This is a genomic window from Komagataeibacter diospyri, assembly GCF_043995075.1.
Classification (GTDB): Bacteria; Pseudomonadota; Alphaproteobacteria; order Acetobacterales; family Acetobacteraceae; genus Komagataeibacter; species Komagataeibacter diospyri.
Map to the genome: position 1 here is coordinate 1,937,150 of NZ_CP171836.1, position 12,878 is coordinate 1,950,027.

Below are 12,878 nucleotides of genomic sequence, written 5' to 3' on the forward strand. Positions count from 1 at the left end.
AGCGTCCAGCAACTTCCGAGATGCCGGACCCCCTGCCCACGGGCACGCCACAGGCCCGTGCGGGCAGCCTGCCGGATCGTGAACAGCTTCGCGCGTTTATCGAAAACGCAACCGGGCGGATCGGCAAGCGCGAAATCTGCCGGGAATTCGGGCTGGGACCGGAACACAGGCAGGCCCTGCGGCAGATGCTGCGCGACATGGCGCTGGATGGCACACTGGCCCCTGCGGGCGCGCGACGGTTCCGTGTTTCGGACCGCCTGCCCGAATCCATGGTCGTGCAGGTGACCGGCACGGATTCCGATGGCGACCCCATCGCCCGCCCCGTGCAGTGGGATGGGGAAGGACATGCCCCCGTCGTCTTCATGCACCCGGAACTGCGTGGCCGCGCCGCACTTGCGCCGGGCGAACGCGTGGTCGCCCGCCTGCGTCGCATCGGACCGGGCAAATATGAAGGCCGCACGCTACGCCGCCTGACCGATGCGCCGATGCAGGTCGTGGGCCTGTTCCGCACCCTGAGTGAAACCGACCCCATGGCGTCCGCACCCGCCCGCTACCGCCCGGCCGGCACGCTGACCCCCGCCGACCGGCGGGCGAAGGCGCAATGGGTCATTCCCATGGGCGAGGACGCGGACAGCCCTGATGACGAAATCGTCATTGCCACTCCCCTGCCCCAGTCCGGACCGGGGCTGCATCCTGCGCGAATCATTGAACGCCTTGGCCCGCAGGGGGATGCCCGGACCATAAGCATGATCTCGGTAGCCATGCTGGGAATCCCGCATGTCTTTCCGGCCGAGGCGCTGGCACAGGCAAAGGCCGCCCGTGGCGTGGCGGCACAGGACCGCACCGACCTGCGTGACATGCCGCTGGTCACCATTGATGGCGCGGATGCACGGGATTTTGATGATGCGGTCTATGCCGAACCTGTTGGCGACGGTTTCCGCATTACCGTCGCGATCGCGGATGTCGCATGGTATGTGCGACCGAACAGCGCACTGGACCGCGCAGCCCGTCTGCGGGGCAATTCGGTCTATTTTCCCGACCGGGTGATCCCCATGCTGCCCGAAGACCTGTCCAACGGGTGGTGCTCGCTGCGACCGGGGGAAGACCGGGGATGTCTGTTCGTCAACATGGATGTGGCGGCCAATGGCGCCATCAGCAATGCCCGCTTCGGGCGCGGCATCATGCGCAGTGCCGCGCGCCTGACCTATGAACAGGTGCAGGAAGCGCATGACGGCGCACCGGACACCACCATCGCCGGCCTGCCCGACGGACTGCTGGACAGTCTGTTCGGGGCATGGCGATGCCTGTCGGCAGCACGGGCGCAGCGCGGCACGCTGGACCTTGAACTGCCCGAACGGCTGGTGCGGCTGGATGACCATGGGCGGATTGCGGCCATTGCGCCACGTATCCGCCTCGACAGCCACCGGCTGGTCGAGGAATTCATGATCGCGGCCAATGTCGCCGCCGCACGCTGCCTTGAAGGACGGCACCTGCCCTGCCTGTACCGGATCCACGCACCACCGACGCCCGAACGGCTGGAAAGCCTGCGCCGCACGCTGGACACCATGGGCCTGAAGCTGCCGCCTGTGGGCAGCCTGCGCGCCGCCGACCTTGACCATGTGCTGCGTCAGGTACGCGATACCGACCAGGCCGGACTGGTAAACGAACTGATCCTGCGCGCGCAGAACCAGGCGGAATACAGTCCCGAACCGGTCGGGCATTTTGGCCTGTCCCTTGCGTCCTATGCCCATTTCACCAGTCCGATCCGCCGTTATGCCGACCTGCTGACCCACCGCGCCCTGCTGGTGGCCATCGGGCTGGAACCCGGTCCGGCCCCCGGCCATGACGAACTGGAGGAAGCGGGTATCGCCATTACCCGCACCGAACGCCGCGCGGCACAGGCCGAACGCGAAACACTGGAACGCTACGCCGCCACATGGCTGCAGGCCCGCGTGGGCATGGTCATGGACGCGCATATATCCAGCCTGTCCCGATTCGGCATTTTCACCGTGCTGGATGCAACCGGCACCTCCGCGCTGCTGCCCATGTCTGCCCTGCCGGAAGATCAATGGCATCATGACGAAAAAACGCAGACACTGACCGCACGCGATACGACCATGGTATTCCGCCCCGGTCAGGCCCTGCGCGTACGGATAGAAGAAGCATGCGCCATCCGGGGGACAGTCCTGCTGGCACTGCCCGATGCCCCACCCAGCCACCGCAGGCGGCGGACATGAAACGCAGCCGGTTTCCGGTCATCATCCTGCGCCCGCAGGCCACGGGACGGGAAAACGCCAGCATGTGGCGTCGCCGTATCTCCACACTCGGGCATATCCCGCGTGACACCATTGTCCTGCTGCTTGTCATCATCCGGCTGACCACGGCCGCCTGTGCCGATGACATGCCCACAACCCCGCGCACCCCCACGCCCCAGCCCCCCATGCATGAAGACAGCGTGGACACGACCGATGCCGCCAGCATGGACCTTGGGGTCATTTCCTCGGTCATTCAGGCGAGTCTGTCATTCCTGCAGCCCCGGACACTGGACAGCCATGAGATCCGTGATTTCGCGCTATGGGGCCTGAACGGGCTGAGCGCGCTGGACCCGTCGCTGAGCATCGAGGAACAGCACGGCTTCCTGCAACTGGCCGCGACGCAGAAAACCGTCCTCGCCCTGCCTGTCCCCGCGCCGGACGACGTAACGGGATGGAGTGCCGCCATCACCCGCATACTGGATGTGGCGTGGCATCACTCCCCCGCCATGCGCAGCACGGGACAGGATGGCGTGCTGCAGGGTTTCTTTGATGAACTGTTCAACCATCTCGACCCGTATTCACGCTATGTCCCGCCGGGGGCGGCCGTATCGGACCGCAGCATCCGCACCGGGGGTGAGGCCACGGCGGGCCTGACGCTGGGGCTGGACCATCACGCCATCATCATTACAGCCGTCAACGCGAATGGCCCCGCATGGCCAACCAGCCTTGCAGCGGGCCAGATCGTACGCGCGATCAACGGACGTCCCACCGAGTCCCGCAGCCTGGATACCGTGACCTCATGGCTAAACGGTCCCAATGGCAGCCTTGTCCGCATAACGGTCGAGTCGAAGGGACGGCGGAGCACGGTCACGCTGCACCGGGCCTCCACGCCCCCCGAAACCGTCTTCGCCTATACCAGCGGCAAGCACGTCGTCCTGCACATCACCGCCTTTTCCGCCAACACGGCGGAGGAAATGAGCCAGTACCTGGACGAAGCGATGAACGTTCCCGGCATTTCGGGCCTGATCATCGACCTGCGCGGCAACCGGGGTGGCGTGCTGCAGCAGGCGGTCACCACATCTGCCCTGATGCTGGACCACGGTGTGGCGGCCATAACACAGGGACGGGACCCGCAGGCCAACCATGTCTGGGCCGTGCAGGGGGGCGATATGACCAATGGCCTGCCCATCATTGTTCTGGTCGATGGCCGGACCGCCAGCGCCGCCGAGATACTGGCCGCAGCCCTGGCCGACCAGAAACGCGGCGTTGTCATAGGCAGCGCCACGCTGGGCAAGGGACTGGTGCAGACCATCGGGCAGATGCCCAACGGGGCCGAACTGTTCGTGACATGGAGTCGCGTGCTGGCGCCGCTGGGCTGGCCCCTGCAGGGACTGGGCGTCATGCCCCAGGTCTGCACCAGCCTTGGGGAAAGCGAACTGGAACGCCAGCTGCAGGACCTGGCCGAAGGCGCGGCCGACAGCCGGGAATGGATCGCGGCCGCCCGCCAGGTCCGCTATCCCGTGGACCTGGCGCGCATCCTGACCATACGCAAGGCCTGTCCCGCCGCGATCGGCACGGATGGTGATCTTGATGCCGCCCATTCCCTGCTGGATAACCCGGTCGAGTACCATGCCGCCCTGTCCACCATACCCGAAGAAGGGCCACCCCCGCCCGGTGGCGGGTAAGCCACAACCATGCGGGAAACCGTGCTATTCCTGCATACCTCCCGCTGTTTTTCTGCATTACCGGAGAAGTCCGCCCCAATGGAAGAAGCACGTCTGAAAACCGGCATCTGGGTCCGGGCAATGCTGCGCCAGGCTGGACAAACGGGAAATCCGGGCATGGTGCTGCACCATGGCGATGACGATGCGGGTGGCGTTCTGATCGTGCTGCTGGGCCGCGGCGGACACATGTCCGTGCTGGCCCAGACCCGCACCCCCGATGGACGGCGGGCATGGTTCCGCGCTACAGGAGAGGCGGCTGTAGATCAGGCCGGTGTGGATGCCTATGTTACAAGACAGATGGAACGGGACCCGGATTTATGGGTTCTTGAATTCGACGCACCGGATCTGACGCCACCGTTTGAAGCAAAGTTGATATGAAAGACGTGATTCCACAGGTTTGAAAAACAGTGAAACCGGACCGGACAGGGGTGTGGCATCTTGCACACAGTCAGGTCCGCCAGTTGGCACGGCAGCCCAAAGCGGCCGATAAGGTGGTGGCAATGGATTGTCAGGGCTGGTTTCTTTCAGCAAAAGAATGCTGATGCTGATCATTCCAAGGAATAGGGCACGTGCACCCGACCGGGCCGATATGCCGGAAGAGGCCCGTCGAAGGGAGAAGAAGAGTATGAATCTGCGGTACGGATTGCTTGCAGGGTCTTTATTGGCTGCCTCGGTTACCCTGGGCTCCGTACTGGTCTCCGCTCCGGTATTCGCCCAGCCTGTTCAGGGCCTGTATATTTCAGGTGCTGGCGGTGCAAGCTTCAATCAGGGACAGGTCATACGTCATTCCTCCGCACGTGATGAGTTCAAGACAGGGGGCACGGGCATCGGCAGCCTTGGCTGGGGGCTGGGCAACGGTTTCCGTGTCGAACTGGAAGGCTTTTACCGCAGCAACGACATGAAGACGGTGGGCGGCAACGCAGCCTATCATGCCCATGCGGATGGCCGGCAGCAGACATCGGGGCTTATGGCCAACGCCCTGTTTGACCTTGATATCGGCAAAAGCTGGCTGTTCCCATATTTCGGCGCGGGTATCGGTTACGGCTGGCAGAACATGAACAGCACCATTACCGGCAACGTAGGCGGGCAGAACTACAGCCAGCACGTCGGGGGCACATACGGCAACTTCGCCTATCAGGGTATTTTCGGCCTGTCCTTCCCCATGCCGTTTGCCGTGGGCCTGTCAGCCACGGCGGAATACCGGTTCTGGACCATGCTTGGCCCGCAGTCGCACCATTCCATTGTCAGCGGCAGTTCCACGGCCCTGTCAGCCATGAACAGCGATTACGGCTTCCGCAATGGCAACCGCGACAGCCGGACCGATTTCAATCATTCGCTGATGCTGGGACTGCGGTACGAGTTCAACCCCGCCCCCCCGCCGCCGCCTGCGCCCACTTCCGTCGCGGCACCGGCACCGGCTGAAAACCGGACCTATCTCGTGTTTTTTGACTGGGATCGCAGCGACCTGACCGAGCGGGCCCGTTCCATCGTAGCTGTCGCGGCACAGGCATCGACCAATACCCAGACCACCCGGATCGAGGTCAACGGCTATACCGACAACTCGGCAGCCCATCCCGGTCCGCAGGGTGAAAAATATAATCAGACCCTGTCCCTGAAGCGGGCGCAGGTCATCAAGGCGGAACTGGTACGTGACGGTGTGCCTGGTCCCGCCATCGACATCCATGGCTATGGCGACAGCAACCCGCTGGTCCAGACTGCGGCCAACACACGCGAAGCGCAGAATCGCCGTGTCGAGATCATCCTGCACTGATCCCGCCACAACCCATCTGACCTGACTATGGAAAAGAAAAAAGCGGCGCCCCTAGGGGCAGCCGCTTTTTCCATATGCGCAGGCCCTCAGGCCGCGCATATGGGATGAATCAGACCAACCCGGTAAAGAGCGAAGTGGACAGGTAACGTTCAGCAAAGGACGGTGCGATAGTCACGATGGTCTTGCCCGCGTTTTCCGGGCGTCCTGCCAGTTGCACGGCCGCATGCAGTGCAGCACCCGATGAAATGCCCACCGGCACCCCATCCAGCCGTGCACAGCGGCGCGCGGCCGCAATGGCCTCACGTTCCGATACGGGGATCACGCCATCAAGGGCGGCCAGATCGAGTGTCCGGGGACAGAATCCCGGCCCGATGCCCTGAATGCCATGCGGCCCGGGTTCATCACCGTTCAGGATGGCGCTTTCCATGGGTTCGACACCATAGACCTGCAGGCTTTTCTTGCGTGGCTTCAGACCATGTGCGATGCCACTGGCCGTGCCACCCGTACCCAGTCCGGCCACAACGATATCGACCTCGCCCGCCGTATCGGCCCAGATTTCCTCTGCCGTGGTCGCGGCGTGAATGGCCGGGTTGGCCGGATTGTCAAACTGGCGCGGCATCCATGCATTCGGAGTCTTTTCGAGGATTTCCTCGGCGCGTGCGATGGCGCCCGCCATACCCAGACGCGACGGCGTCAGTTCCAGCTGCGCATCCAGCAGCCGCAGCATCTTGCGCCGTTCGATCGATGCCCCTTCGGGCATGGTGACAATCAGGCGATATCCCCGGGCGGCGGCGACAAACGCAAGTGAAATACCCGTATTGCCCGAAGTCGGTTCTACCAGCGTGGTCTTGCCCGGATGGATTTCCCCCCGGCTTTCCGCATCCTCGATCATGGCCGCGCCAATACGGTCCTTGACCGAGCCGAGTGGATTGAAAAATTCCAGCTTCATCAGCACCCGGCTCTGCAACCCATCCTCACGGGTCAGATGCGGCAGCGCCACCAGTGGCGTTCCCCCCACGGTATCGACAATGGAGTCGTAGACCCTGCCTCGAGGTGCTGCAAAACCATACGTGCGATCTGGCGGGGTGGTCTTTTTCATTCGTTATCACTCCTTGTTGCGGAAATGGCCTATTCACGCATACAGTCTGTACATAATCCACCATCCTCCTTAACAGAAGCGTGGATCAATCGGGGGATTGCTGGTAAATGAAGCGGGCTGGTTTCCAAATCCATTAAAAGCGAGGCTGAACGATATGCTGCTCCGGCGGGACAGGACCATGATCGCAATCCTGATCATGCTAGATGTGGCCTTCCACGCAGGGCGCAATGGCACCATCAGTGCGGCCGATATTGCAGAGCGCGCGGGTCTGGCGCGACGCGGAATTGAACCGCTGCTGCAGACGCTGTCGCGTTCCGGACTGCTGGAAAGCGTGCGGGGGCCGCGCGGGGGCTACCGGTTGGGTCGGCCCCGGCGTGATATCCTGCTGTCGGATATCCTGTCCGTCATCACGGCGGAAGACAACACGGATGATGGCCCGATCGGCGGACTGTTCCAGAAGGTGGTTGAACCCTGCTGGCAGGAATTCGACACGATGCTGGATGAGGAATGTCGCAAGATCAGCCTGGATGACCTGGTGCGCCGTGCCGAACATGCCGGCATGCGCCGTCCGTTACCCGAACCCATCACCTTTTCCATCTGATATTGGGCCGGGATACGCATTGACGCGTGTCCCGACCCGGTCAGGGCCGGAAAACCGGCCTTATTTCACAGTGCTTACGGCAGGTGCGGTGACGTTGGCCGTCACGTCCATGTATTCACGCGGCTGCTTTTCACCCGTAATCAGCACGACGCGGAACCTGTCCGCGCCGGAATAGGCGGTGTTGGGCGTATACGTCACATAAGTGTGATCGTTGTAGTTGTAGATGAACGCCTTGCCATGCTCAGGTGCCGGGGACACGCCAAACGAGGCATAGGGGTGGCCTGCAGAAACACGCGTCTCGATCGCGCAGTACCCGTCATCGCTGCGCACCTGCATGCTGGCGGTCCTGGTGTCCTTGCCCGCAGCGGTGGGGCCGGTCACCTGGCACTGCCCCGACGCCTTCATGTAGTTGTAGGGATTGGGGGTTCCGCCGATACCACCAAGGTTCACGGCCGGTTTGTTGTCACATCCGGCGAGCAGAATGCCCGTCGTCATCATGATTGCAGACAGTCGCAGTCGCACTCGTCAGCTCCGCTGTATTTGATACATACCCGTTATCAGGACAGTCAGTTTCGCCCGCGCCGTCCCGTAACGGTCTGGATCGGCACAACGGCTAACCGCTTTGGCATATGCTCTAGAGCAACGCACCCCGGCGGGAAAGACCCGTTGGTCCTTTTACGCAAGCGGACAAGCCCTGCCCATGTGGCATACCTGCCCCGGGTGGCGCTGTCATCCCATGCCGCCATCATAACGCATCTTTTTGAACGTGGGTTGATATCCCTCCCTTTTGGCGACTGCCGGTTTGCGCTATAGACCTGATCCGGATTTCATTCCTGCCGGAATATGCGGGGTCCGTGCATTCCCCGTTGGCAACTGCCCCAATATCTGGAGAACCCGTCCTGATGTCCATGTCGATCTGGCGCGCTGGCGCTGCTGCCCTTGCCCTTATGGGGCTGGTTAATGGTGGGCAGGCACTGGCTGCCGGCCCCTGCTCCCCCTCCCCCGCGCATGAGGCGTTTGATGTGCAGGGCCTGAAAAGCGAGCTGATGGTGACAGCCCTGTCATGCGGCGCACAGGACAGATACAACAGCTTTGTCATGAAATTCCGCACCAAGCTGGCATCCGAGGAGCATGTCCTCAACAGCTATTTCAACAGCACCTACGGCCGTAACTCACAGCGCCAGCATGACGACTACATCACGCAGCTTGCCAACGTGCAGTCCGAACGTGGCCTGAAATCCGGCACCGCCTTCTGCCAGCAGCGCATGTCCATGTTTGATGAAGTGCAGGTACTCGACAGCACCGCCGACCTGTCCAACTATGCCCAGGCGAAGGATATCCTGCAGCCTGCATCCTACCTGACCTGCACTGCGCCCAACCGCCCGGCCGCCAGCACACGCAGCCGCGCCCCGGCCCGCCGCACGGTCCGCAGCTAGGCTGTCACCCACCACACGGGTATGAAGAAAAAATATGGCCGGCCCCGTGTCCGGCCTTTTTCATGCCCGCAAGTGCAGGCATAGTCCATGCCGCGTGCAGGGCCTTACGGCTTGACAGGACGCGATCTGACAGAACAAAAGAACGCTTCATGAACGACGATCTTTTTTCCGCACCTGCAGGCCCCGCAAAGCCTACCCGACGCAAGGTTTCCGCTGACCCCATGCCAGATAACGCCAAGAACGGCCCCGATGCCTATGACGCCAGCGCCATCGAAGTGCTGGAGGGGCTGGAACCCGTGCGCCGCCGTCCGGGCATGTATATCGGCGGCACGGATGAGACGGCGTACCACCACCTCGCTTCCGAAATCCTTGATAACGCGATGGATGAAGCGGTGGCTGGCCACGCCACCACCATTGATGTGACACTGGAAGCCGGTGACTGCCTGACCATACGCGACAACGGGCGCGGCATTCCGGTGGACCCGCACCCGCGCTTTCCCGACCGTTCGGCGCTGGAAGTCATCCTGACCACGCTGCATGCGGGTGGCAAGTTTTCGGGCAAGGCCTATGCCACGTCGGGCGGCCTGCATGGCGTAGGATCGTCGGTGGTCAACGCGCTGGCGTCGCGTATGGAAGTCGAGATCGCCCGCGACCGCGAACTGTGGCGGCAGGTCTATGAACGCGGCCACCCGCTGAGCGGCGTTGAAAAGATCGGCCCGGTCAACAACCGGCGCGGAACACAGATCCGCTTTACCCCCGATCCGCAGATTTTCGGGCGGCTGCACTTTTCACCCCTGCGCCTGTACCGGCTGTGCCGGTCAAAGGCGTTCCTGTTCCGGGGCGTGACCATCCGCTGGTCATGCGACCCGTCCCTTATCAAGAATGATGAAGTCCCGGCGGAAGCGGTCCTGCACTTCCCCGGTGGGCTGGCAGACAGCCTGCGTGACGAACTTGGTGACAGGGCCGCCCTGCTGACCGACCTGTGGTCGGGGGATGCAGACCTGCCTACCGGCCCCGACGGGGCGGATACGGGCCGGATGGAATGGGCCATCGCCTTTCTGGAACAGGGCACTGCGGCCCTTGCGTCATACTGCAACACCATTCCCACGCCCAATGGCGGCACGCACGAGACGGGCTTTCGCAACGCGCTGCTCAAGGGCCTGCGCAACTGGGGCGAACAGCGCGCCAACAAGCGCGCGGCCAGCATTAACGCCGATGATATCCTTGGCTGCATCGCCGCCAAGCTGTCGGTCTTCATCCGTGACCCGCAGTTTCAGGGCCAGACCAAGGAAAAGCTGACCAGCAGCGAGGCCAGCAAGCTGGTTGAAACCGCCTTGCGTGATCGCTTTGACCACTGGCTGGCGGGTAACCCGCAACAGGCGGACAACCTGCTGGCCTTTGTCGTGGAACGCGCCGAGGAACGCCTGCGCCGCAAGGAGCAGAAGGAAACCCCGCGCAAAAGCGCGACCCGCCGCCTGCGCCTGCCGGGCAAGCTTACGGACTGCACGCGTGAAAACGCGGCTGAAACTGAAATTTTTCTGGTCGAGGGAGACTCGGCGGGTGGATCTGCCAAACAGGCCCGCAACCGTGAAACGCAGGCGGTCCTGCCGTTACGTGGCAAGATCCTGAACGTTGCCAGCGCCTCGACCGAAAAGCTGCGTGGCAATCAGGAACTGCGCGATCTGGTGGAGGCACTGGGCTGTGGCATGGGCGAACGCTTTGACGCGACCAAGCTGCGCTATGGCCGCATCATCATCATGACCGACGCGGATGTGGACGGGGCGCATATCGCCTCGCTGCTCATGACGTTCTTCTACCGTGAACTGCCGGGCCTGATCCGGGGCGGGCATCTGTACCTGGCCCAGCCACCGCTGTACCGCCTGACACAGGGCGGAAAGAGCATCTATGCCATGGACGATGCCGACCGTGAGCGAAAGATGAAGAAAGATTTCAAATCCAACAGCAAGGTTGAGGTCTCACGCTTCAAGGGGCTTGGTGAAATGCCGCCGGGTGATCTGAAACAGACCACCATGGACCCCAGACACCGCACCCTTCTGAAGGTCATCACCCCGCCCGAGGACAGGGCGCTGACGCTGGAACGCGTGGAACACCTGATGGGCCGCAAGGCGGAACTGCGCTTCCGCTTCATTCAGGAACATGCCCGTCAGGTCGATAACCTCGACGTCTGAACCATCCGAAACAAAAAAAGCCCGGTTGCCTGCATCAAGGTAGCCGGGCTTTTTCATAAGAAGCTTTTTGCCGAGGCTTTTTTTCAGAAAGCCTCACGGAACGCCGCCTTTTTGAAAAAAGGTGGCGCCCAGAAACTTTTATTATGCTCTGTCAGTTTCAACCCGCGCTGTTCAGCGGAACAACCTGCTGCGGGTCAACCGTAGCAACAGTTGTTACCGGATGCAGCAGACCGGTCACCGCCGGATCAAACACCCGCAGGAACGATCCCGGATGCACTCCCATCCAGATCGTCACGACAGCCAGCGGCACCAGCACGGCCAGTTCCTGTCCCGTCAGGTCACGCAGCAGGGCCACAACCCCACCCTGATCCGCCCCGAACAATACCCGGCGATACAGCACCAGCATATAGACCGCACCAAGGATCATGCTGGTTCCCCCAAGGAAGGCCAGCCAGAACGACACGTGCAACGCGCCGACCATGACGAGGAATTCACCCACGAACGCGCCCGTGCCTGGCAGGCCGATATTGGCCATGACAAACAGCATGGCCAGCGTGGCAAGCACCGGCATTTTGTGCGCAACCCCCGAAAATGCACTGATTTCACGCGTTTCCGCCCGCCACGACACGGCGGAGACACAGAAGAACAGCGCCGCGATCACGATGCCATGCGACAGCATCTGGAAAATCGCGCCGTCGATTCCCTCCGGCGTCATGGTGAACAGCCCTATGGCGATCACCCCCATATGCGAGAACGAGGAATAGGCGATCACCCGCTTCATGTCCGTTTGCGCCAGCGCAATCATGGCGGCGTAGATCACTGCAATCACACCCAGCGTCAGCACCACCGGCGCGAACATCCGCGCGGCGTCGGGAAACATCATCACGCCAAAACGCAGCAGGCCATACGCCCCCGCCTTGGACAGCACGCCTGACAGCATGACGGATGCAGGGGTCGGAGCCTCGGTATAGGCATCGGGTAGCCATGCATGCAGCGGGAACAGCGGCAGTTTCACGCCAAAGGCAATGATGAAGCCTGCCAGCAGCCAGCACTGCATGGCATGGCCAAAACCATGATGCTGCAGCGCCACGATGTCGGTCGTACCTGCAACGTTCCACATGGCCAGCAACGCCAGCAGCATGAACAGCGACCCACCAAAGGTGAACAGGAAGAACTGCAGCGACGCCCAGACCCGCTTCGGCCCACCCCAGACGCCGATCATAAGGCTGGCGGGCAGCAGCGTCGCTTCGTAAAACAGGTAGAACAGCACCAGATCAAGGGCGGAAAACAGCCCGATCAGCGTTGTTTCCAGCACCAGCATGGCGATCATGTAATCCCGTACCCGCCCCGTCACCTGACGCCAGCCACCAATAATGGACAGCGGGGTCAGGAACGCGGACAGCAGCACGAACATGAGGCTGATGCCATCAAGCCCGGCATGGTAGGAAATGCCGGCATTACTGGCCCATCCCACCTGCTGCTCGAACTGGATGCCGGGCCGGGCGGGGTCGAATTCGGCCCACATGATCACGGCCAGCGCGAATACGATGCCGCTGGTCCACAACGCCACCCATCGGGCGGCGGTCTCGACCGTCTGGGTCGTGCCGCGCGTCAGCAATATGGCCAGGGCCCCGGCAAGGGGCAGATACGTAACTAGGGACAGCAGGATCGGATGCACATTCGGTCTCACATCATCCATGGATAATGGCTGACCCTAGGGGTGTTACGCCCCGGGAATCCAGTAAGCCGCCGCTCACATTATGCAGAGGCCATGCCCCGTTCCGTGTCCAGCCACCCCGTCAC

Annotated in this window: 10 protein-coding genes; 7 read left to right on the forward strand and 3 right to left on the reverse strand. The window is 62.4% G+C overall.

The genetic code is table 11. The annotated features are described in order from the left end of the window. The first annotated feature begins 20 nt into the window (after positions 1-20). The 4 genes from ACE2AA_RS09125 to ACE2AA_RS09140 all read left to right on the forward strand — a co-directional run bounded on the left by ACE2AA_RS09125 (position 21) and on the right by ACE2AA_RS09140 (position 5,750). Positions 21-2,237: a ribonuclease R family protein gene (locus tag ACE2AA_RS09125; protein ID WP_395369527.1), complete on the forward strand. Its 2,217-nt coding sequence runs from the start codon at positions 21-23 to the stop codon at positions 2,235-2,237. Next, the gene (locus ACE2AA_RS09130; RefSeq protein ID WP_141301155.1) at positions 2,234-3,940 is read left to right on the forward strand and encodes a S41 family peptidase; all 1,707 of its coding nucleotides are present in this window, start codon (positions 2,234-2,236) and stop codon (positions 3,938-3,940) included. Before ACE2AA_RS09125 ends, ACE2AA_RS09130 begins: the two co-directional genes overlap by 4 nt. Before the next feature lie 78 nt (positions 3,941-4,018). Then, a complete protein-coding gene (locus ACE2AA_RS09135) occupies positions 4,019-4,357 on the forward strand; it encodes a DUF1491 family protein (protein ID WP_141260945.1) in 339 nt (112 codons plus the stop codon). Positions 4,358-4,604: 247 nt separating this feature from the next. Beyond that, positions 4,605-5,750, forward strand: coding sequence for an OmpA family protein (locus ACE2AA_RS09140; protein WP_162851932.1), 1,146 nt, complete (start codon positions 4,605-4,607; stop codon positions 5,748-5,750). 109 nt (positions 5,751-5,859) lie between these two features. Here the strand turns inward: ACE2AA_RS09140 and cysK are convergent, their stop codons facing one another. Beyond that, positions 5,860-6,849 (reverse strand): cysteine synthase A, encoded by a 990-nt coding sequence (gene cysK / locus ACE2AA_RS09145; RefSeq protein WP_141301157.1) that lies wholly within the window; start codon positions 6,847-6,849, stop codon positions 5,860-5,862. Between the two features lie 154 nt (positions 6,850-7,003). Here cysK and ACE2AA_RS09150 point away from each other — a divergent pair, with 154 nt between their 5' ends. Then, positions 7,004-7,450 (forward strand): Rrf2 family transcriptional regulator, encoded by a 447-nt coding sequence (locus tag ACE2AA_RS09150; protein ID WP_026018474.1) that lies wholly within the window; start codon positions 7,004-7,006, stop codon positions 7,448-7,450. Positions 7,451-7,510: 60 nt separating this feature from the next. Here ACE2AA_RS09150 and ACE2AA_RS09155 read toward each other — a convergent pair whose 3' ends face one another. Next, complete coding sequence (locus tag ACE2AA_RS09155) at positions 7,511-7,948, reverse strand: hypothetical protein (protein ID WP_395372176.1); 438 nt, start codon at positions 7,946-7,948, stop codon at positions 7,511-7,513. A 404-nt stretch (positions 7,949-8,352) separates the two neighbouring features. Here ACE2AA_RS09155 and ACE2AA_RS09160 point away from each other — a divergent pair, with 404 nt between their 5' ends. Together ACE2AA_RS09160 and parE are read left to right on the forward strand one after the other, a co-directional pair. Further along, complete coding sequence (locus ACE2AA_RS09160) at positions 8,353-8,886, forward strand: hypothetical protein (RefSeq protein WP_141260951.1); 534 nt, start codon at positions 8,353-8,355, stop codon at positions 8,884-8,886. 149 nt (positions 8,887-9,035) lie between these two features. Next, entirely contained in the window at positions 9,036-11,075 is a 2,040-nt protein-coding gene (parE, locus tag ACE2AA_RS09165) for a DNA topoisomerase IV subunit B (protein ID WP_141301159.1), read from the forward strand. Between the two features lie 157 nt (positions 11,076-11,232). Here the strand turns inward: parE and ACE2AA_RS09170 are convergent, their stop codons facing one another. After that, on the reverse strand, positions 11,233-12,774 hold the full coding sequence (locus tag ACE2AA_RS09170; protein WP_141260955.1) for an NADH-quinone oxidoreductase subunit M: 1,542 nt from the start codon (positions 12,772-12,774) through the stop codon (positions 11,233-11,235). Positions 12,775-12,878: the final 104 nt, after the last annotated feature.

Excerpts from the sequence above, each read along its gene's own strand:
- parE (WP_141301159.1), top strand. The coding sequence starts at position 9,036 with ATGAACGACGATCTTTTTTCCGCACCTGCAGGCCCCGCAAAGCCTACC.
- ACE2AA_RS09170 (WP_141260955.1), bottom strand. The coding sequence starts at position 12,774 with ATGGATGATGTGAGACCGAATGTGCATCCGATCCTGCTGTCCCTAGTT.
- ACE2AA_RS09135 (WP_141260945.1), top strand. The coding sequence starts at position 4,019 with ATGGAAGAAGCACGTCTGAAAACCGGCATCTGGGTCCGGGCAATGCTG.
- ACE2AA_RS09130 (WP_141301155.1), top strand. The coding sequence starts at position 2,234 with ATGAAACGCAGCCGGTTTCCGGTCATCATCCTGCGCCCGCAGGCCACG.
- ACE2AA_RS09160 (WP_141260951.1), top strand. The coding sequence starts at position 8,353 with ATGTCCATGTCGATCTGGCGCGCTGGCGCTGCTGCCCTTGCCCTTATG.
- ACE2AA_RS09155 (WP_395372176.1), bottom strand. The coding sequence starts at position 7,948 with ATGATGACGACGGGCATTCTGCTCGCCGGATGTGACAACAAACCGGCC.
- cysK (WP_141301157.1), bottom strand. The coding sequence starts at position 6,849 with ATGAAAAAGACCACCCCGCCAGATCGCACGTATGGTTTTGCAGCACCT.
- ACE2AA_RS09140 (WP_162851932.1), top strand. The coding sequence starts at position 4,605 with ATGAATCTGCGGTACGGATTGCTTGCAGGGTCTTTATTGGCTGCCTCG.
- ACE2AA_RS09125 (WP_395369527.1), top strand. The coding sequence starts at position 21 with ATGCCGGACCCCCTGCCCACGGGCACGCCACAGGCCCGTGCGGGCAGC.
- ACE2AA_RS09150 (WP_026018474.1), top strand. The coding sequence starts at position 7,004 with ATGCTGCTCCGGCGGGACAGGACCATGATCGCAATCCTGATCATGCTA.